At 62.2% G+C, this 18,287-nt stretch carries 18 protein-coding genes; 9 read left to right on the plus strand and 9 right to left on the minus strand.

Annotation, left to right across the window (positions count from 1 at the left end; all coding sequences use genetic code 11):
• Positions 1–43 precede the first annotated feature (43 nt).
• The 3 genes from P7F28_RS10815 to P7F28_RS10825 are packed head-to-tail and all read left to right on the plus strand — an operon-like array spanning position 44 to position 2,571.
• Positions 44–1,450, plus strand: a complete 1,407-nt coding sequence (locus P7F28_RS10815) for a cytochrome ubiquinol oxidase subunit I (protein ID WP_277184476.1) — start codon at positions 44–46, stop codon at positions 1,448–1,450.
• Positions 1,451–1,454: 4 nt separating this feature from the next.
• Complete coding sequence (gene cydB, locus P7F28_RS10820; RefSeq protein WP_277184477.1) at positions 1,455–2,456, plus strand: cytochrome d ubiquinol oxidase subunit II; 1,002 nt, start codon at positions 1,455–1,457, stop codon at positions 2,454–2,456.
• Positions 2,434–2,571: a hypothetical protein gene (locus P7F28_RS10825; protein WP_277184478.1), complete on the plus strand. Its 138-nt coding sequence runs from the start codon at positions 2,434–2,436 to the stop codon at positions 2,569–2,571. The genes cydB and P7F28_RS10825 overlap by 23 nt, the downstream gene beginning before the upstream one ends.
• Here the strand turns inward: P7F28_RS10825 and P7F28_RS10830 are convergent.
• Both P7F28_RS10830 and mnmH read right to left on the minus strand, forming a co-directional pair.
• Positions 2,568–3,620, minus strand: coding sequence for a permease (locus P7F28_RS10830; RefSeq protein WP_277184479.1), 1,053 nt, complete (start codon positions 3,618–3,620; stop codon positions 2,568–2,570). The two genes, P7F28_RS10825 and P7F28_RS10830, sit on opposite strands and share 4 nt — an antisense overlap.
• A gap of 25 nt (positions 3,621–3,645) precedes the next feature.
• On the minus strand, positions 3,646–4,713 hold the full coding sequence (mnmH, locus tag P7F28_RS10835) for a tRNA 2-selenouridine(34) synthase MnmH (RefSeq protein ID WP_277184480.1): 1,068 nt from the start codon (positions 4,711–4,713) through the stop codon (positions 3,646–3,648).
• Between the two features lie 130 nt (positions 4,714–4,843).
• On the opposite strand from mnmH, the gene P7F28_RS10840 reads away from it, so the two are divergent.
• A complete protein-coding gene (locus tag P7F28_RS10840; RefSeq protein WP_277184481.1) occupies positions 4,844–6,220 on the plus strand; it encodes an ethanolamine ammonia-lyase subunit EutB in 1,377 nt (458 codons plus the stop codon).
• Entirely contained in the window at positions 6,217–6,978 is a 762-nt protein-coding gene (gene eutC / locus P7F28_RS10845; protein WP_277184482.1) for an ethanolamine ammonia-lyase subunit EutC, read from the plus strand. The genes P7F28_RS10840 and eutC overlap by 4 nt, the downstream gene beginning before the upstream one ends.
• Before the next feature lie 5 nt (positions 6,979–6,983).
• Here the strand turns inward: eutC and P7F28_RS10850 are convergent, their stop codons facing one another.
• From P7F28_RS10850 to cbiE, 6 genes are all read right to left on the minus strand, one after another.
• A complete protein-coding gene (locus tag P7F28_RS10850) occupies positions 6,984–8,813 on the minus strand; it encodes a sigma-54-dependent Fis family transcriptional regulator (protein ID WP_277184483.1) in 1,830 nt (609 codons plus the stop codon).
• A gap of 149 nt (positions 8,814–8,962) precedes the next feature.
• A complete protein-coding gene (locus P7F28_RS10855) occupies positions 8,963–9,136 on the minus strand; it encodes a DUF1328 domain-containing protein (protein ID WP_277184484.1) in 174 nt (57 codons plus the stop codon).
• Between the two features lie 141 nt (positions 9,137–9,277).
• Positions 9,278–10,405, minus strand: a complete 1,128-nt coding sequence (locus P7F28_RS10860) for an OpgC domain-containing protein (RefSeq protein ID WP_277184485.1) — start codon at positions 10,403–10,405, stop codon at positions 9,278–9,280.
• Between the two features lie 122 nt (positions 10,406–10,527).
• Positions 10,528–11,286, minus strand: coding sequence for a precorrin-4 C(11)-methyltransferase (gene cobM, locus P7F28_RS10865; protein ID WP_277184486.1), 759 nt, complete (start codon positions 11,284–11,286; stop codon positions 10,528–10,530).
• Positions 11,283–12,005 carry a cobalt-precorrin-6A reductase gene (locus P7F28_RS10870; RefSeq protein ID WP_277184487.1) on the minus strand — a complete coding sequence of 241 codons (723 nt, stop codon included), beginning with the start codon at positions 12,003–12,005 and terminating at the stop codon, positions 11,283–11,285. Before P7F28_RS10870 ends, cobM begins: the two co-directional genes overlap by 4 nt.
• The gene (gene cbiE / locus P7F28_RS10875; RefSeq protein ID WP_277184488.1) at positions 12,002–13,213 is read right to left on the minus strand and encodes a precorrin-6y C5,15-methyltransferase (decarboxylating) subunit CbiE; all 1,212 of its coding nucleotides are present in this window, start codon (positions 13,211–13,213) and stop codon (positions 12,002–12,004) included. Before cbiE ends, P7F28_RS10870 begins: the two co-directional genes overlap by 4 nt.
• 240 nt (positions 13,214–13,453) lie before the next feature.
• Here cbiE and cobG point away from each other — a divergent pair, with 240 nt between their 5' ends.
• Genes cobG through cobJ form a run of 4 tightly spaced genes read left to right on the plus strand, consistent with a single transcriptional unit; the run spans position 13,454 to position 17,646 of the window.
• A complete protein-coding gene (cobG, locus tag P7F28_RS10880; RefSeq protein ID WP_277184489.1) occupies positions 13,454–14,695 on the plus strand; it encodes a precorrin-3B synthase in 1,242 nt (413 codons plus the stop codon).
• Positions 14,688–15,314 carry a precorrin-8X methylmutase gene (locus tag P7F28_RS10885; protein ID WP_277184490.1) on the plus strand — a complete coding sequence of 209 codons (627 nt, stop codon included), beginning with the start codon at positions 14,688–14,690 and terminating at the stop codon, positions 15,312–15,314. Before cobG ends, P7F28_RS10885 begins: the two co-directional genes overlap by 8 nt.
• Entirely contained in the window at positions 15,311–16,039 is a 729-nt protein-coding gene (locus P7F28_RS10890) for a precorrin-2 C(20)-methyltransferase (RefSeq protein ID WP_277184491.1), read from the plus strand. The genes P7F28_RS10885 and P7F28_RS10890 overlap by 4 nt, the downstream gene beginning before the upstream one ends.
• Complete coding sequence (gene cobJ, locus P7F28_RS10895; RefSeq protein ID WP_277184506.1) at positions 16,036–17,646, plus strand: precorrin-3B C(17)-methyltransferase; 1,611 nt, start codon at positions 16,036–16,038, stop codon at positions 17,644–17,646. Before P7F28_RS10890 ends, cobJ begins: the two co-directional genes overlap by 4 nt.
• On the opposite strand, the gene P7F28_RS10900 is transcribed toward cobJ, so the two are convergent.
• Positions 17,622–18,197, minus strand: a complete 576-nt coding sequence (locus P7F28_RS10900) for a VWA domain-containing protein (protein WP_277184492.1) — start codon at positions 18,195–18,197, stop codon at positions 17,622–17,624. The two genes, cobJ and P7F28_RS10900, sit on opposite strands and share 25 nt — an antisense overlap.
• Positions 18,198–18,287: the final 90 nt, after the last annotated feature.

Genomic DNA, 18,287 nt, shown 5'->3' on the forward strand with positions numbered 1-18,287 from the left:
ATCTGCGCCTCGTCAAAGCCCGTTTTACGCATCGAAAACCATCATGCACTCCACTCCCGAAGCACTCGATCTGGCGCGCATCCAGTTCGCGTTCACCGTCTCGTTTCATATCATCTTTCCTGCTTTGAGCATCGGTCTGGCGAGTTTCATTGCCGTGCTCGAAGGCGCGTGGCTCAAGACCGTCAAACCCGTCTACAAGGAACTGTGTCTGTTCTGGTCGAAAGTATTCGCGGTCGCGTTCGGCATGGGCGTAGTGTCGGGCGTCGTGATGGCCTACGAATTCGGCACCAACTGGGGCGGCTTCTCCAGCTTCGCCGGTCCGATCACCGGCCCGCTGCTCACATACGAAGTCATGACCGCGTTCTTTCTCGAAGCAGGCTTCCTCGGCATCATGCTGTTCGGCTGGAACAAAGTCGGCCCGAAAGCACACTTCGGCGCGACGTTGATGGTCGCCATCGGCACACTTATTTCGACGTTCTGGATTCTCGCCTCGAATAGCTGGATGCAGACGCCGCAGGGCTTTCGCATCGAAGGCGATCATGTCGTGCCGGTGGACTGGTTCGCGATCATCTTCAATCCGTCGTTTCCGTATCGACTGGCGCATATGGCAATTGCGGCGTTTATCGTCGCGGCGCTGGTGGTGGCTGCGACCGGCGCGTGGCATCTGCTGAAAGGCCGCCGCGATCCGGCCATCAAGAAGACTTTTTCGATGGCGCTCTGGCTGCTGCTCGTACTGACGCCCATTCAAGCTGTAGTCGGCGACGCGCACGGTCTCAACACGCGTAAGTATCAGCCCGCGAAGATCGCGGCGATCGAAGGTATCTGGGAAACGGAGAAAGGCGGCACCGCGCTGAACCTCTTCGGCATTCCGGATATGGAAGCGGAAACTACTAAGTATGCCGTACAAATTCCACATCTCGGCAGCCTGATCCTCACCCATAGTTGGGATGGCGAAATACGTGGCCTGAAGACGTTCCCGAAGGAAGATCGCCCGAATTCGACGCTGATTTTCTGGACCTTCCGCGTGATGGCGGGTCTTGGCGTGCTGATGATTCTGATGTCGATCGCCGCGTGGCTGCTGCATCGAAAACGCAAATTATTCGATGCGCGCTGTTTCCATCGCTTCGTGTTGTTCATGGGACCGAGCGGCTTCATTACGCTGCTGGCGGGCTGGATCACCACCGAAGCGGGCCGTCAGCCGTGGGTCGTCTACGGCGTGATGCGCACCGCCGATGCCGTCTCGCCCGTCACCGCGCAACAAGTCGGCGTGTCGCTGCTGGCGTTTGTGATCGTCTATTCGATCGTCTTCGGCACCGGCATCTACTACTTGCTGAAGCTGCTGCGTCATGGTCCCGCGTTGCCGGGATCGCAAACCGAAGTGCCTGGTTCGCACGATGGCAACGCGCGTCGTCCGCTGAGCTTGCCGCATCAATCCATCGAAGGAGCTTGAGTTTATGGATCTCACCGTTGCGTGGGCCGCGATCATCGCGTTGGGCCTGTTTATGTACGTCGTGCTCGATGGCTTCGATCTCGGCATCGGCATTCTGTTTCCGTTCTTCCCCGATCAACACGACCGCGACGTGATGATGAACACCGTCGCGCCCGTCTGGGATGGCAATGAAACGTGGCTCGTGCTCGGCGGCGCGGCATTGTTCGCCGCGTTCCCGATGGTCTATTCGACCGTGCTGTCCGCGCTGTATCTGCCGCTCATTTTGATGCTCGTGTGCTTGATTTTTCGGGGCGTGTCGTTCGAGATTCGCGCGAAGGCGCAGCGCACGAAACACATGTGGGACCTTGCCTTTATCGGCGGATCGGCGGGCGCGACGTTCTTTCAGGGCGTGGGGCTCGGCGCGTTTCTCGATGGCATTCCCGTCGCCGATGGCCGCTTTTCCGGCGATGCCTTCGGCTGGTTCTCGCCCTTCGCGATCTTCACGGGCGCGGCGCTGGTCATCACGTATGCGCTGCTCGGCGCGTGCTGGCTGATCGCCAAAACCGAAGGCGATTTGCAGCGGCGGATGTATCGCGTGGTGTGGCCGTTGACGCTGCTGCAACTCGCGACGATTGCCGTCGTCAGTATTTGGACGCCGTTGCAGGACGCGGGCATCGCGTCGCGCTGGTTCGATACAGCGTGGTTCTATCGCATGTTGCCGGTGCCGATTCTGGTCGCCGCATGTGCTTACCTGATGCGTCGATCGATCAATTCGAAGCACGAAACGTGGCCGTTCGCGATGGCGCTCGGTTTCGTGTTCCTCGGTTATACGGGGCTGGTGCTGAGCATTTCGCCGCACGAGATTTTCCCCGGCGTCTCGCTGTGGGATGTGGCCGCGCCGCGCTCCAGCCAGCTATTCACGATCGTCGGTGCGGCGGTGATATTGCCCGTCATCATCGCTTATACGACGCTGGGCTATTGGGTTTTCAGAGGGAAGGTGCGACATGGTGAACATCACTATCACTGAGCGAGTCAGGAAGCTGTCGTGGTTCGTCGCGTTGTGGATGGCGGGCGTCGGCGGCGCGATGTTGCTCGCGCTGCCGTTCAAGTTGCTGATTAAGCTGGGGGCTTCGATTCACTAGAACAACATGGCCGCCAGCGCGCCCGCAACAATCCCTAACCCCACCACCGACACCGCCACGAACGTCAGCACCTTCGTCGAGAACGAGCGCCCCAACATCGCGAGCGATGGCAGACTGACGGGTGGCAAGGTCATCAGCAACGCGCCCGCGGGACCGGCGGCCATGCCGAGCGACAGCATCGCCTGAATGATGGGCACTTCGCCTGCGGTCGGAATCACGAACAACATGCCGGCGATGGCAAACGCCACGATCCACAACGCCGAATTGCCGATATCCGGTCCGATATGCGGAAACAGCCACGCCCGCGCCGCGCCGAGCAACAGCACGAGCACGATGTATTCGGGAATCAGCCGCACGCTCATGCGGCCGAGAATCTTCAGCCAGCGCGCGAACGCGGTGCCGGGCACGTCTTCATCGACCAGCTTGGCAAGTGTCTCGCGCGATTTCGCCGCTTGCTCAGGCGCCACCATCCGATTCACCGCGTAGCCGAGGCCGAACACCATCAGCGCGCCGAGAATCAGCCGCAAGCCAGTCCACTGCCAGCCGAGCACGAAGCCCATAAACACCAGCGCGGCCGGATTGAGCACCGTATTGCCGAGCCAGAACGCGATCGCCGCGCCCGGCGCAGCTTCGCGCGCACGCAAACCCGCAACGACCGGCGCCGCGCAACACGTGCACATCATGCCCGGCAGCGACATCAGCCCGCCATTCACGACGCTGCCGAAGTTGTGCTCGCCCAGCGCCCGCGCGACCCAGCGCGGCGGAATCAGCGCCTGCACGGCCGAGCCGAGCAAAAGGCCTAAGACCATCGCCTGCCAGATCGCCTTGCCGTAGGCGAGCGCGTAATCGAGCGCGGCCTGCCACGACGGCGCGGGCGCTGTCGCAGACGTGCCCATCAGAATCGACTTGCCGATGGAATGCTGGCTCGCCGCGACGAACGCGCGGTTGTAGTACGGAAACCACTTCACGTAGAACAGTCCGACCACGGCGATCAGCAAAAACACCAGCCAGCCGCGCGAGACGCGAGAGTGAGGGAGCGCGTTATTCATAACGTTTGAATTGTCGATAAAAAAGTCAGCCCAGTACCGGCGTGGTCTCGGCAAGCTGCGCGAGCAAAGCTTTCGCCTGATCGATGCTGTCGGCATCGTTCGGGCGGAACAGGATGCGGCTTGCGTGCGGCAAATGCGTGTACAGCGCGCGACTGCTGCGAGCGTACGCCGGATCGTAATGTTGGTCGATGAGTTCAGCGGACAGCTCGGCGCGCGCATCATCATCGATCAGTCGATGCCAGTGCGCCACGCGCTCGCGGCTATGCAGCCCGATGAACTTCGATAATTGCGCTTTGAGGAACGCGCGGTCATCGAAAAGATGCGCGTAATCCTGCAACAGAAACGCGATGCGATCTTCACGCCGCGCCGACACTTCCACGCACGAAGCCGCGTGCAGACTCGCGAGCATCGCATCCGGCATGGTGATGGAACCGATACGCCGCCCTTCCGCTTCCGCGAACACGGGCAAGGCCGGATCGAAGGCGCTCAACGCGCCGATCAAGGCAGAATCGAACGCTTTCTGCGACGGCTGCGCGTGCCCCGGCAAGCCGCCCAGCAGCGAACCGCGATGCGCCGCGATGCCTTCGAGATCGAGCACTTGCGCGCCCGCTTCGTTCAGCGCATGAAGCAAACGCGTCTTGCCGCTGCCCGTATGCCCGATCAACACGACATAACGAAAACGCGCCGGCAAAGTCGTCAGCCGATCCAGCACCTCCCTCCGATACGTCTTGTAGCCGCCTTCGAGCTGCCGCGCCTGCCAGCCGACCATATTGAACATGGCCGTCATGGAACCGGAGCGCTTGCCGCCGCGCCAGCAATAAATCAGCGGACGCCAGTTGCGCGGCTTGCCCGCAAAAATCGTGTCCATGTGATGCGCGATATTGCGCGCCGCCATCGCCGCGCCCACGCGCGTCGCTTCGAACGGCGAAACCTGCGCGTACATCGTGCCGACGATCACGCGTTCCTCGTTGCTGAGCACAGGCGCATTGATTGCGCCGGGCACGTGGTCTTCGGCGAATTCGAGCGGCGTGCGGACATCGACGATATCGTCGAAATCGCGCAATCGGTCGAGGGAAACGAGCAGGCTTTTCACGGGCGGCGGGAAGCAAAAGAGGCCAAAAATTATCGCATGGGCGCGTCAATCGGCGTGGGCGGGCTTTTTTTGGCGCGCGGGCGAAACGGCTACAGTATGAGAATCGTGACCCGCAACGGGAGAAATGGCGATGTCCTGGTTCGAGACGATCGGCGCGCGCCGTTACCGCTTCGATGATCTGAAGACTTTGCTCGCACGCGCCAGCCCGCGACGCTCGGGCGATGAACTCGCGGGCGTGGCGGCATCGACGGAAGAAGAGCGCGTGGCCGCAAAAATGGCGCTCGCGAACCTGCCGCTGCGCAGCTTTCTCGACGATGCGCTCATTCCCTACGAAAGCGACGAAGTCACGCGCCTGATTTTCGATACCCACGACGCCCAAGCCTTCGCGCCCATCGCGCATCTGACGGTCGGCGAATTCCGCGAATGGCTGCTCGCCGATACCACCGATACCGCCGCGCTCGAAGCCGCGACCTCGGGCATCACGCCGGAAATGGCCGCCGCCGTTTCCAAGCTGATGCGCAATCAGGATTTGATTCTCGCTGCCAAAAAGCGGCCGGTTATCACGCGGTTTCGCACCACGGTCGGCCTGCCCGGCCACCTTTCCGTGCGCCTGCAACCGAATCATCCGACCGACGATGTCAAAGGCATCGCCGCATCGATGCTCGACGGCCTGCTCTACGGCTGCGGCGATGCGGTCATCGGCATCAATCCCGCCACGGATTCGCCCGCCGCCATCGGCAAATTGCTGGCGATGATGGACGACTTCCGCCAGCGCTACGACGTGCCGATGCAGTCCTGCGTACTGACACACGTGACCAATACGCTCACGGCCATCGAACAGGGCGCGCCGGTCGATCTGGTGTTTCAGTCGATTGCGGGCACGGAAGCGGCGAACGCGAGCTTCGGCGTCACGCTCAAGCTGCTCGAAGAAGCGCACGACGCGGCGCAATCGCTCAAACGCGGCACGGTCGGCGACAACGTCATGTACTTCGAAACGGGGCAAGGCAGCGCACTATCGGCAAACGCGCATCACAGTGTCGATCAGCAGACTTGCGAGGCGCGCGCCTACGCGGTCGCGCGGCGATTCAAGCCGCTGCTGACGAATACGGTGGTCGGTTTTATCGGCCCGGAATATTTATACGATGGCCGGCAAATCATTCGCGCCGGACTCGAAGATCATTTCTGCGGCAAGCTGCTCGGCGTGCCGATGGGCTGCGATATTTGCTACACGAATCACGCCGAAGCCGATCAGGACGATATGGACACGCTGCTCACGCTATTGGGCGCGGCCAACGTGAACTTCATCATGGGCATTCCCGGCGCGGACGATGTGATGCTCAACTACCAAAGCACGTCCTTTCACGATGCGCTCTATATCCGCCGCGTGCTGAATCTGAAACGCGCGCCGGAATTCGAAGCGTGGCTGCAAAAAATGCGCGTGACGAACGATCAAGGCGCGCTGCTGAGCGCGTCGCGTCAACCTTTGCTCGAATGGATCGAAGCATGACGAACGCCGACCCGTGGGACGCGCTCAGGCGCTTCACGAACGCGCGCATTGCGCTCGGACGCGCGGGCAACAGCTTGCCGACCGCGCCGCTTTTGGCGTTCCAACTCGCGCATGCGCAGGCGCGCGACGCCGTGCATGAACCGCTCGATACGCAAGCCTTGTCGGAAGCGCTCAAGCACGCGGGCTTCGACACGCTGCAAGCCGCGAGCGCCGCGCCGGATCGCGATCATTACTTGCGTCGCCCGGATCTGGGACGTCGTCTGAGCGATGAAAGCGCCGCGCATTTGGCGCAACACGCCAGCGATCCAGACGTTGTTTTCGTTATCGCCGATGGCCTGTCCGCGTTCGCTGCGCAACGTCATGCGGTGCCGCTTTTAAAAGGCCTGCGCACGAAGCTCGATGGCTGGAATATCGCGCCGATCGTAATCGCGACGCAGGCGCGGGTCGCGCTGGGCGACTGCATCGGCGAATTGATGCGGGCGAAGATGGTCGTGGTGATGATCGGCGAGCGGCCGGGCCTGAGTTCGCCCGACAGTCTCGGGCTTTACGTGACGTACGCGCCGCGCACCGGCAGAAGCGATGCAGAGCGCAATTGCATATCGAACGTGCGGCCCGAAGGACTGCCTTACGACGCGGCCGCGTTCAAACTGCATTGGCTCTTGAACGAAGCGCGTCGCGTGAAGCTGACGGGCGTGGCGCTGAAAGATCACAGTGGCGCGTTGCCGGACGAGACATCGCGCGCGCCTGAACTGCCTTAACTGCCCTAAACGCGCAACTTTCGATATATCGTCGTGCGCGACACGCCCAACGCCCGCGCCGCCGCCGATACGTTGCCGCCATGCGTTTCGATCGCGGCGGCGACGGCATCGGCTTCGATATCGGCGAGGCGCGCGTCGGGTTTCATCGGCATCAATGCGTCCTCGTGGTCCATCTCCTCCACGAAATCACGCGGCAAATGTTCGATGCGGATACGCGCTTCGTGATCGTCGAGCATCGCGCTTGCCGTGCGCAGCACGTTGCTCAACTGCCGGAAATTGCCCGGCCAGCGATGCCGCTCGAACAGCGCAAACACTTCTTCGTCGATACCGACCGCGCGTTCATCGCAACATTCGGTGCGCAGCATATTGAGCACCGCCGCGCGCAAATCCGAGCGTTCGCGCAGCGGCGGCAACGTCACCGACAGCCCGTTCACGCGGTAATACAAATCCTCGCGAAACTCCCCGCGCGTCACCAGATCGCGCAGCCGCCGATTGCTCGCGCAAATCAGCGTGAAATCCACCGGCACCGCGCGCGCACCGCCGAGCGGTTCGACCACGCGTTCCTGCAATACACGCAGCAGACGGCTTTGCAGCGCGAGCGGCATATCGCCGATTTCATCGAGAAACAAGGTGCCGCCGTTCGCCTGCGCGATCTTGCCCGCCGCACCGCGCCGCGCCGCGCCCGTGAACGCGCCCTGCGCATAGCCGAACAATTCCGATTCGATCAGCGTCTCCGGCAAGGACGCGCAATTCACCGCGATAAACGGCCCCGCGCGCCGCAGCGAGTCGCGATGAATGGCGCGCGCGAGCATTTCCTTGCCCGCGCCCGTCTCCCCGCCGATCAGAATCGGAATGTTCTTGCCGATGATCTTGCGCACACGATCGACGATATCCTGCATCTGCGCGTCGCCGGTGCAGAGTTCGGCGAGACTGGATTTGACGGCCGGTTTTGGCGTGCTGAAAACCGGTCGCGCGTGATATTCCACGGTCGCAAATACGCCGACGCCGCTATGCAATTCCAGCCGCGCCGCCGGTTCGCCCGCGCGCGCAATCATCTCGTCGATATTCACGCCGAACAGCGAGCCGAGCGTTTGTCCGCGCAGCGGCCCGAGTTCGACGCCAAGCTGAAACTGCGCGCTGCGATTCGCGCACAGCAAACGCCCGTCGAGATCGAATACGGCGATGCCTTCCATCAACGTGCCGATAAACTCCGGACGACTATGAAAGTGGATGCGCACGCCATCGCTGAACGTGGCGGCGATCAGCCGGTTTTCGATCATCTGGCCGGACATTTTCACGAGCGCCATCGTGTGCTGGTGATAGCCGCGCCGATCGCCCGTCACGTCGATAACGCCGCTCAGATTGCCGCGCGGATCGAGGATCGGCACGCTCGAGCAGGTCAGAAAATGATTGGCGCGCAGATAGTGCTGATCGCCGTGCACGGTGACCGCTTCACGCGCCGCGATGGTCGTACCGATGGCGTTCGTCCCTTGATGTTCCTCGCTCCACACCGCGCCCGCGCGCAGTGCGACTTTTTGCGCGCGCGCCAGAAAATCGTCATCGCCGAGCGAATGGAGGATCAGGCCGCTCGCATCCGTGAGCGCGATCATGCTGTGCGTATTGGCGATCTGCGCGTAGAGCGTTTCCATCACCGGTCGCGCGTGGGCGAACAGCGCATGGCTTTCGTCGAGCTTGGTGGCGAGTTCCGCGCCGCTCAGGACGGCGTAATCGGGACGCATCGTCGAAAAAAGGCCAAAGGTGGCCGAGCGCTCGTGCGACGCGTGAATGACGTCGTGCTGTGCCGGCCGCAAAGCCGCGCCGATGGCATGCTGCATCGCGCTCTCCTGTTCGCTACTTTTGGCTCATGCGCCGCCGCGCCGGTCGGCGGGCGGTCGCGTGAGCGTCTCCGTCTGCGAATGTAGCACCGTCGGCCTATCCCGGTCGATGCGAGAAAGCGCGCGGTTTCGGCTGCTTTGCCAGTCAGTTACAAGACCAGCGAACCGGCTGTAATCGCGAGCACCAGGAACACGACGAACAGAATCAGGAAGATTACAAAGCAAATTTTCGCGATGCCCGCTGCGCCCGACGAGACGCGCGTGAAGCCGAACAGACCGGCAACGACGGAAATAATGGCGAAAAGAATGGCAAGTTTGAGCATGGCAGGTCCGTTTTGGTTGGTTTTTGCTTATCCGGCCCTGCTTATTGCAAGCTTTGTGCCTCGAATTTACCGGTGCCGAAATTTCAGACCGTTAGTTGCGATTTCAAGAAATAAAAACGGCGAGATCGCTCTCGCCAGTCTTTATCGGTTGTCCGTGATAGCCACCGCTCTCGGCGCAGGCGCACGCCATTTCGATGCGAACCACCCCATCATCGGTTGACGCACTTGCGGTACGGCGAGCAGCAGCGAAATCGCGATGGCGTCACCTGCGAGGCCCGCAGGGACGTTGACGAGGCCGTCCGTCAGCGTGAACAGAATCGAATCGACGGTCAGCGAAATCACGGTTCCCATCACGAAGCACGCCATGCCGTCGCGCCCCACCGCGCCGACCCACGGCAGGCGCGATGCAATTCGTTTGATCACGCCATAGCGCGCCAGATTCGTCGCGATCCACGCAATCGCCAGAAAATTGATGACGCGCACGCCGGCGAGATCGCGCTTGAACGCGCTGTCCAGCGCCGGCGGCAGCACCAGCAGCTTGTAATACGCCATCCCGGCGATCAGCGCGACCGCACCCGCGCTTACTGCCCAGCCGAGCTTGTGCGCACTGACACGCTGATAAATCGGCTGCGCGCGGGCCAGCACGCCGAGCACGAACATCAGTTGCCAGGCGGCGGGGTTGAAGTCCCAGAGGTTGTCATCGACGGAAGGCATATATTCGCCGATTCCCGGCGCGAACGCCCACAACGCGAGACTCAGGCCTAGCAGCAACCACGGTTTGCTGCGGGCCAGCGGCAAGATCAGCGGCACGAACAACGCGAACAGCGCGTACATCGGCAGAACGGCGGCGAGATACGGCTGGCGCTCGAAGGTCAGAATTTGCGCGATGGACGCAACCGGCTCGGAAATCAGACTGTCGAGATCGTGGAGCGCGAGATTCGGCGCGTGGCCGAACAGCGGACGCAGCAGGAAGCTCGCGGCCAGCATCAGCGCGGCGGTGACGAGAAAAGCACGATAAATTTCGAACGATCGTTTCAGGAATCGCACGCGCGCGGCGCTTTCGGAACGGCGGCGCGCCATCGACAGATATGCGGTCGCGGTGGCGAATCCGCCGAGAAACACGAAGACTTCCGCTGCGTCGTTCAGCGCGAACGCGTGCAGCGTAAAGCGCGAAACCATGCTCCCGCCGATGTGATCGACGACGATGATGAGCAACACCAGCCCACGAAAGAAGTCCAGCTCGACGAGACGTTGTGATTTTTCCGACATGCAGCGTGCGGTAAAAGCCTGCGGCGGCGACGCGCAGGACGATAAAAGGGAACCACTCTGAGGAATGAGAGTTTACCCGCAATCGCCGCATTGCAGCATCTGAAAAGATGCAAATAACCGTTTCAAATCGGGGGTTTGGTGATGGTTGGTAAAGTTTCCTCAGGCGCATAAAGCGTCGAATCTGCGAAATCGGCAGCATCGAGCACTGTGCCGACCAGAATCAGTGCGGTCCGCTCCATTCCCGACGCCTGCACTTTCCCGGCGATATCCTCAAGCGTCCCCGTCACACGCTCCTCATCCGGCCAACTCGCGCGAAACACCACCGCCACCGGACAATCCGCGCCGTAATGCGGCGTGAGATCCGCGACGATCCGCTCGATATGACGCACGCCGAGGTGAATCGCCATGGTCGCGCGATGACGCGCCAGATCCGCGAGCGCTTCGCCTTCCGGCATCGACGTTTTGGTGGCGTAGCGCGTGAGAATGACGGTCTGCGAAATGCCCGGCAGCGTCAGTTCGCGCCCAAGCGTGGCCGCGCACGCCGCTGTCGCCGTCACGCCGGGAACGATTTCATACGGAATCCCAAGCATATTCAGACGCCGAATCTGCTCGCCGATCGCACCGTAAAGCGACGGACCGCCGGAATGCACGCGCGCGACGTCTTCGCCTTTTGCATGCGCTTGCTGTAACAGCGCGACGATTGCATCGAGATCGAGTTCAGCGGTGTTCACCACGCTATGCGCGCGATGTCCGTCGAGCACTTGCTCCGGCACGAGCGAACCGGCGTACAGAATCACGGGACAAGTGCGAATCAGCCGTTGTCCTTTGACCGTGATGAGTTCGGGATCGCCCGGTCCGGCGCCGATGAAATAGATGGTCATAAGATCGAGTGAAGATGAGCGACGAGGCTGGCGGCATCGTCGAATTCGCGGTCGGCGGCGGGCAATGCGGGACGTTTCAGCATCACGACAGGCAAGCCGCGTTCGCGCGCCACCGCGAGTTTCGCTTCCGTCGCGCGCCCGCCGCTGTTTTTGCTGATGACGATATCGATACGCGCCGCATCGAATAAGGCGCGTTCGCCGTCGATATCGAACGGGCCGCGCGCATCGATAATCTTCGCGCGCGCGTTGCCTGGCTGTGGATCGAGACAGCGGATCGTCCAGAATTGCGATTCGGGAATCTCGTGCAGATGCGTAAGCGGCTCGCGTCCGAGCGTCCACAACGGCCGTTCAAACGCTTTGATCTGCTCAATGATGCCGTGCCAATCCGCCGCGTCACGCCAATCATCGCCCTTTTGTTGCTGCCACGCCGGACGCCGCACCGCCCACAATTTTGTCGATGCAATCGTGCACGCCTCACGCGCGTGGCGGCTCATTTGCGCCGCGTACGGATGCGTCGCATCGATCACGATGTCGATGTTTTCTTCGCGCAGATACGTCACGAGTCCCGCCACGCCGCCGAAACCACCGACATGTACCGCACATTTCAAATCGGTTGGCACGCGTGCAAGGCCCGCGAGGCTATAAACGTGCGGCATATCGAGCGTGCGCGCGATGGCAAGCGCATCGCCGGTGCCGCCGAGCAAGAGCATGCGCATCACGCTTTGCTCGCGTGCAGCAGCGTGATCGGAAGCGCCTGACGCCAGGTATCGAAACTGCCGAGCGGTTCGGCCTGCGCAATGCCAATGCGCGTCAACTCGCCGCCATGCGTCGCGCGCCATTGCACCAGCGCCATTTCGCTTTGCAGCGTCACTGCGTTCGCCACCAGCCGGCCGCCTTGCCGCAAGCGCGACCAGCACGCATCGAGCACGCCGGGCGCGGTCACGCCGCCGCCGATAAACACCGCGTCCGGCGCGGGCAAACCATCGAGCGCATCCGGCGCTTCACCTCGGACGAGTTGCAATGCAGGCACGCCGAGCGCGTCGCGATTATGTTCGATCAGACGCTGCCTGCTGCCGTTCGATTCGATCGCAATCGCGCGGCACGCCACATGCGCCCGCATCCATTCAATGCCGATGGAACCGCATCCCGCGCCCACGTCCCACAGCAATTCGCCCGGTTGCGGCGCGAGATGCGCGAGCGTCACGGCGCGCACATCGCGCTTGGTCAACTGACCGTCATGCCGATACGCATCGTCGGGCAAACCGGGCGTCAGCGGCGGACCCGCGTGCCCCGCATGCGTGCGGCATTCGATCGCCACCAGATTGAGCGCGGCGACCATCGGCTCGCGCCAATCGTCCGCCCGTTCATCGATACGCCGTTCGTTCGCGCCGCCCAGATGCTCGAACACGGTCATGCGGCTCGGCCCGAATCCGTGCGCCATCAGAATCGATGCAATCGCGGCGGGCGTGCCGCCATCCGCGCTCAATACGAGCAGCCGCGCGCCGCGAAACATATGCGCCAACAGCGACGCCACCGGCCTTCCAACCAGCGATACACACGCCGCATCCTGCAAGGCCCAATGCAAGCGCGCCGCAGCCAGCGACAGTGAAGAAGGCGCGGGAATCACGCGCATTTCATCGGCGGTGACTTCACGCGCGAGCGTCGCGCCGACGCCGAAGCACATCGGGTCGCCGCTTGCGAGCACGCAGACCGATTCGACGCCGTTCGCGTGTTCGGCGAGCACGGCATCGATAGAAAAGGGTTTGGGCCACGGCACGCGGCGTGCGGCCACACGCGCGGGCAGCAAGGCGAGATGACGCTCGCCGCCGTGAATGGCGCGGGCGTCGAGCAGCGCGCGGCGCGATTCGCGCGAAAGCCCGTGCCAACCGTCCTCGCCGATTCCCACTACCGTCAGCCAAGGGGACATGCGCCATCTCCTTTCAACATGTTGCGGGACGCTTGCGTGATTTGCGTGATACGCGAAGCGGTCTGAAGGTCCATAAAAGCGGGCATAATACAGCCGATCATCAGTGCCCTTCATGCTTTTCGCGGCATGAAAACATGCTAGCAAGCGCTTAAAAGGGAACACGGAAATCCGTGCCTGCCCCGCAATTGTACGCAGCGATTCCTCGCTCCACTGCCACTGATTTCGACCGGCCCACGGGTCATGCTTTTGACTTCATCCGCTCCGAGTTCGCCTGTTACGACATCGCGCCCGTCCGCGTGTCCGGGCCTGATGCGTATCGTGCCCGCGCGCGATGGCGGTCTTGCACGCCTGCGGCTTGTGGGCGGCGAGATGTCGGCGCAACAGGCGCGTGCAGTGGCGCGTGCGGCGCGTGAATGCGGCTCGGGCGTGATCGAGGTGACCAATCGCGCGAATCTGCAATTGCGCGGCATTAGTGACGATGCGCACGCGCATCTGATTCAACTTGCCTTCGATGCCGGCCTCGGACCGGCGCACGTCAATGGCGATGATCTGCGCAATCTCATGCTGAGTCCGCTTGCCAGCGACACGACACGCGCGCTTGCATTTTGCATCTTGGATGCATTGCAGCGCGACATCGCATTGCAAGCCTTATCGCCGAAATTCGCGTTGCAACTCGATAGCGGCGAGCGCCTTGCGATGCTCGATCATCCGCAAGATCTGTGGCTTTCATCGTTGGATGACGGCGCGCGTTACGCGTTCGGTTTTGCAGGCTCGATGCCGCATCGCGCCGATGATTCGCCCGCTGCGGGCGTGATTGATTCGGCTGATATCGTGCCGTTCGTCGTGGCTGTGCTGCATGCGTTTCTTCGCTTTGCATTGCCCGAAGAAAAGCGTATGCGCGATGTGCTTGGACGCATCGGCACCACATCTTTTGTCGAAGCGTTGGCTTTTTCGATCACGCTAGCGCCCGAATGGCGGCGTGCGCCTGTCGATGCATCGCTCAGGCTTGGCGCGCATGACGGCTATGTCGGCGCGCAGTTACCGCTGGGCCGTATCGATGCAGCCACGCTCGAAGCGCTCGCGAGTCTCTTCGATCGAATCATCGTCACGCCGTGGCAGAGCGTGCTTATTCCTTCAGGCTCAGAAGACACGCTCGCGCGTCTAAACGCACTCGGCCTCGCCACCGATCCGCACGCGCCCTTCGCGCGCATCATTGCATGCGCGGGTTCATCGGGCTGCATCAAAAGCCACGCCGATACCAAAGCTGACGCCGAACGACTCGCTGCGCTTTTGCCCGACAATTGCGAAGTTCATCTAACCGGTTGCGAACGCTCCTGCGCGGCGGCACGCCCAGTCGAAACCACGCTGCTCACAGTCGCGCCCGGCCGTTACGACCTGTATCAACACGCGCGGCTCGAAGCACGCGCGCTCACCATTGAAGAGGCGGCCGCACGGCTCGCCCGGAGCCATGCCGATGCTTGACTATATCCGCGACGGCGCGGAAATCTACCGCCAGTCGTTCGCGACCATTCGCGCCGAAGCCGATCTATCCAGTATTCCTGACGATCTGGAAAAGCTCGCCGTGCGCCTGATTCATGCGTGCGGCATGGTCGATATCGTCGGCGATCTGCGCTTCTCGCCGGGCGCGGGAAAAGCGGGTCGCGCGGCGCTCGCCCACGGCGCGCCGATTCTGTGCGATGCACGCATGGTCGCCGAAGGCATCACGCGTGCGCGCCTGCCCGCCGATAATCGCGTCATCTGCACCCTCAGCGATGCCACCGTTCCCGAACGCGCCCGCGCCATGAACAATACGCGCTCCGCTGCCGCGCTCGAACTATGGCGACCGCACATGGAAGGCGCGATCGTGTCCATCGGCAATGCACCGACTGCGCTGTTTCATCTGCTCGATATGCTCGACGCGGGCGCACCGAAACCCGCGCTGATTCTGGGCTTTCCGGTCGGTTTCATCGGCGCGGCGGAGTCGAAAGCAATGCTCGCAGCGGATAGCCGTGGCGTGCCCTTCGTCGCGCTGCTCGGACGGCGCGGCGGCAGCGCGATGGCCGCTGCCGCAGTGAACGCACTTGCTTCGGAGGCCGAATGACCAAGGGACGGCTCTATGGCCTCGGCGTCGGCCCCGGCGATCCGGAACTCATCACGGTAAAAGCGCTGCGCTTGCTGAAAGCCGCGCCCGTGGTCGCTTATTTCGTTGCGAAGGGCAAGAAAGGCAACGCGTTCGGCATCATCGAATCGCATCTGGACGAGTCGCAGACGCGCTTGCCGCTGGTCTATCCCGTGACCACCGAAGCGCTCGAACCGCCGCTGTGTTACGAGACGATCGTCAGCAATTTCTACGATGAATCCGCGCTCACGCTTTCCGGTCACCTGGAAGCGGGCCGCGACGTCGCCGTGATCTGCGAAGGCGATCCGTTCTTCTACGGCTCGTACATGTATCTGCACGACCGGCTTGCCACGCAATTCGACGCGCATGTCGTACCCGGCGTATGTTCGATGCTGGGCGGCGTCGCGGTATTGGGCTTGCCGCTGGTGTATCGCAATCAAAGTTTGTCGGTGTTGTCTGGCGTTCTTTCGGAAACCGAACTAAAGACGCGACTTCAAACTGCAGATGCCGCCGTCATCATGAAACTCGGACGAAACTTCGAAAAAGTGCGGCGCGTGCTTGCCGAACTCGGCCTCGACACACGCGCGCATTACGTGGAACGCGCGACGATGGCGAATCAGCGTATCGTGCCGCTCGATGAAGTCGATCCGATGGCATCGCCCTATTTCTCGCTGCTCGTCGTACCGGGGACCAAATGGCAGGCATGAAGCTGGCGATCGTCATTCTGGGAAGCGCGGCGCTCGATACTGCGCGCCGTATTCAGGCGCGCTATCCCGAAGCGCTCGTGCATGCGCTTGCCAGCCGCGTGCAGGCGGATATCGCGTATGAAGAGTTTGGCGCGCATGTGCGTGAGCTTTATGCCACAGGGACGCCTATCGTTGCGTTGTGTTCGGCGGGCATCGTGATTCGCGCCTTGGCTGTGTCGCTGGCGGATAAGAGCGCTGAACCGCCGGTGCTCGCGGTTGCGCAAGACGGCAGCGCGGTCGTGCCCCTGCTCGGCGGAATGAGTGGCGTGAACGTACTCGCGCGCGAAATCGGCGAAACGCTGGATGTTGCGCCTGCGATTACAACCAGCGGTGAGTTACGCTTCGGTACGTGCCTGCTTGCGCCGCCGCAAGGTTACGCACTGGCCGATATCGAGCACGGCAAGCGTTTTGTGTCGGATTTGCTGAGCGGTGAATCGGTGCGGATAGAAGGTCATGCGCCGTGGCTCGATCATGCTGATTTGCCACGCTCTGAAGACGCCGATCGCGTGGTGCGCGTGACGCCGCGAGCGAATGCCGAAGGACTCGTGATTCATCCTCGCTGCATCGTGGCATGGATCGAAGATGCTTCGTCATCCGATGTAATCGAACGCCTGCGCGATGCGTTGCGATCGTTCGAACTTGCGCCGCTTGCGCTGGCGGGAATCGTGGCGCGTGCATCGACGGAATCATTGGAAACGGCCGCGCGAGTATTCAATGTGCCGTTGCGTTTTGCACACAACATACCGTTCGATACCACGCAGGCCTTGAATGCCCACGGTGTCGCGCTACATGTATCGGATGCGCCGGTCGATATCGAAACGATCGGCCACGCGCGCGGCACGCTGACCGTGATCGGCCTCGGTCCCGGCAGCGCGGAACTCATGACGCCCGCCGCAAAAGCCGCACTCGCCGATGCGCAAGACGTCCTCGGCTACGAGACTTATGTGCGCATGGCCGGTCCCTTGCGCGCCGATCAGCGCGCGCATATGACGGACAATCGCGAAGAGTTACAACGCGCGCGTCATGCGTTCGAACTGGCAAGCGAGGGACGACGCGTGGTGGTCGTATCGTCGGGCGATCCGGGCGTCTTTGCGATGGCCGCCGCCGTGCTCGAAGCGCTCGAATCGAATCCGGAATGGCATGCAGTAAAACTCGCGGTGGTCCCCGGCGTTTCCGCTTCGCTGGCAACGGCGGCGCGTGCGGGTGCGCCGCTGGGTCACGACTTCTGCGTGCTGTCGTTATCGGACAATCTGAAGCCGTGGGACGTGATCGAAAAACGGATCGCGCTGGCGGGTCAGTCCGATCTGGTGATGGCCTTTTATAACCCGCTTTCGAAGGCACGGCCGTGGCAATTCGATCGCGCCATCGAAGCCGTACGGCAACATCGCGATGCCAACACGCCCGTGGTTTTAGGCCGCGATATCGGGCGTCCGGGCGAGACCTTGCGCATCATCACGCTCGGCGAATTGAGCAGCGAACTCGTGGATATGCGCACGATGGTGATCGTCGGTTCATCGACGACGCGGCGTGTCGGCGAGTGGGTTTATACGCCGCGCTGGTACGAATGAGCGAGTGCGTTCGAGTGAACGTACTCGGCTCGCCACGCGCGCGCGAACGTCTCACAACGTCCTGCGTGCGCGAAGCCTTCATCGAAATCCACCACGACGATACGATCCGCGCCATGCGGCACGGCGGGCGTCTCGTTGGTGCGTCCATCGGTCAATAACCAGAGCCAGCGCTTCTGCGCGGGCTTGCGGCGTGCAGCACGTTCCAGCACATTCGTCGCGCTTTGGAGTCCCAAACTAATTGGCGTGCCCCCACCGCCGCCGATCGGCGCAATCCAGCGCTCGTTCCACCAATGCGCCGCGCCCGGCTGACGTCGCACTTCCGCGCGCCCGCCGCCGAAACACACCAGCGCCACTTCCGCACGCTCACGATAGGCGCGATCGAACAAGGCAACGAGCAGGCCTTTTGCACGGGCCAAGCGTTCGCGCGCCAGCATGGAGCCGGAGCAATCGAGCACGAAGCAATGCAATGCTGCGGCGTCTGCGTGCGTGCGTCGAAAGCGAAGATGCTTGGCATCGAATGGCATATTGCGTTTTGCACGCAACGTACCCATCCAGTCGATGGCCGTGCTTTCTTCGCCATCGCGTTCAGCGAAACGGCCCTTTGCCCGCGCTTCGTTCCATCGAAGACGATGCCCGCTTGA

It is taken from the genome of Caballeronia sp. BR00000012568055, from assembly GCF_029439455.1.
Classification (GTDB): Bacteria; Pseudomonadota; Gammaproteobacteria; order Burkholderiales; family Burkholderiaceae; genus Caballeronia.

Excerpts from the sequence above, each read along its gene's own strand:
- P7F28_RS10815 (WP_277184476.1), top strand. The coding sequence starts at position 44 with ATGCACTCCACTCCCGAAGCACTCGATCTGGCGCGCATCCAGTTCGCG.
- P7F28_RS10825 (WP_277184478.1), top strand. The coding sequence starts at position 2,434 with ATGGTGAACATCACTATCACTGAGCGAGTCAGGAAGCTGTCGTGGTTC.
- cobJ (WP_277184506.1), top strand. The coding sequence starts at position 16,036 with ATGAAGCTGGCGATCGTCATTCTGGGAAGCGCGGCGCTCGATACTGCG.
- cbiE (WP_277184488.1), bottom strand. The coding sequence starts at position 13,213 with ATGTCCCCTTGGCTGACGGTAGTGGGAATCGGCGAGGACGGTTGGCAC.
- P7F28_RS10885 (WP_277184490.1), top strand. The coding sequence starts at position 14,688 with ATGCTTGACTATATCCGCGACGGCGCGGAAATCTACCGCCAGTCGTTC.
- cobG (WP_277184489.1), top strand. The coding sequence starts at position 13,454 with ATGCTTTTGACTTCATCCGCTCCGAGTTCGCCTGTTACGACATCGCGC.
- cobM (WP_277184486.1), bottom strand. The coding sequence starts at position 11,286 with ATGACCATCTATTTCATCGGCGCCGGACCGGGCGATCCCGAACTCATC.
- P7F28_RS10830 (WP_277184479.1), bottom strand. The coding sequence starts at position 3,620 with ATGAATAACGCGCTCCCTCACTCTCGCGTCTCGCGCGGCTGGCTGGTG.
- P7F28_RS10840 (WP_277184481.1), top strand. The coding sequence starts at position 4,844 with ATGTCCTGGTTCGAGACGATCGGCGCGCGCCGTTACCGCTTCGATGAT.
- eutC (WP_277184482.1), top strand. The coding sequence starts at position 6,217 with ATGACGAACGCCGACCCGTGGGACGCGCTCAGGCGCTTCACGAACGCG.
- cydB (WP_277184477.1), top strand. The coding sequence starts at position 1,455 with ATGGATCTCACCGTTGCGTGGGCCGCGATCATCGCGTTGGGCCTGTTT.
- P7F28_RS10900 (WP_277184492.1), bottom strand. The coding sequence starts at position 18,197 with ATGGGTACGTTGCGTGCAAAACGCAATATGCCATTCGATGCCAAGCAT.
- P7F28_RS10850 (WP_277184483.1), bottom strand. The coding sequence starts at position 8,813 with ATGCAGCATGCCATCGGCGCGGCTTTGCGGCCGGCACAGCACGACGTC.
- P7F28_RS10860 (WP_277184485.1), bottom strand. The coding sequence starts at position 10,405 with ATGTCGGAAAAATCACAACGTCTCGTCGAGCTGGACTTCTTTCGTGGG.
- P7F28_RS10890 (WP_277184491.1), top strand. The coding sequence starts at position 15,311 with ATGACCAAGGGACGGCTCTATGGCCTCGGCGTCGGCCCCGGCGATCCG.
- P7F28_RS10855 (WP_277184484.1), bottom strand. The coding sequence starts at position 9,136 with ATGCTCAAACTTGCCATTCTTTTCGCCATTATTTCCGTCGTTGCCGGT.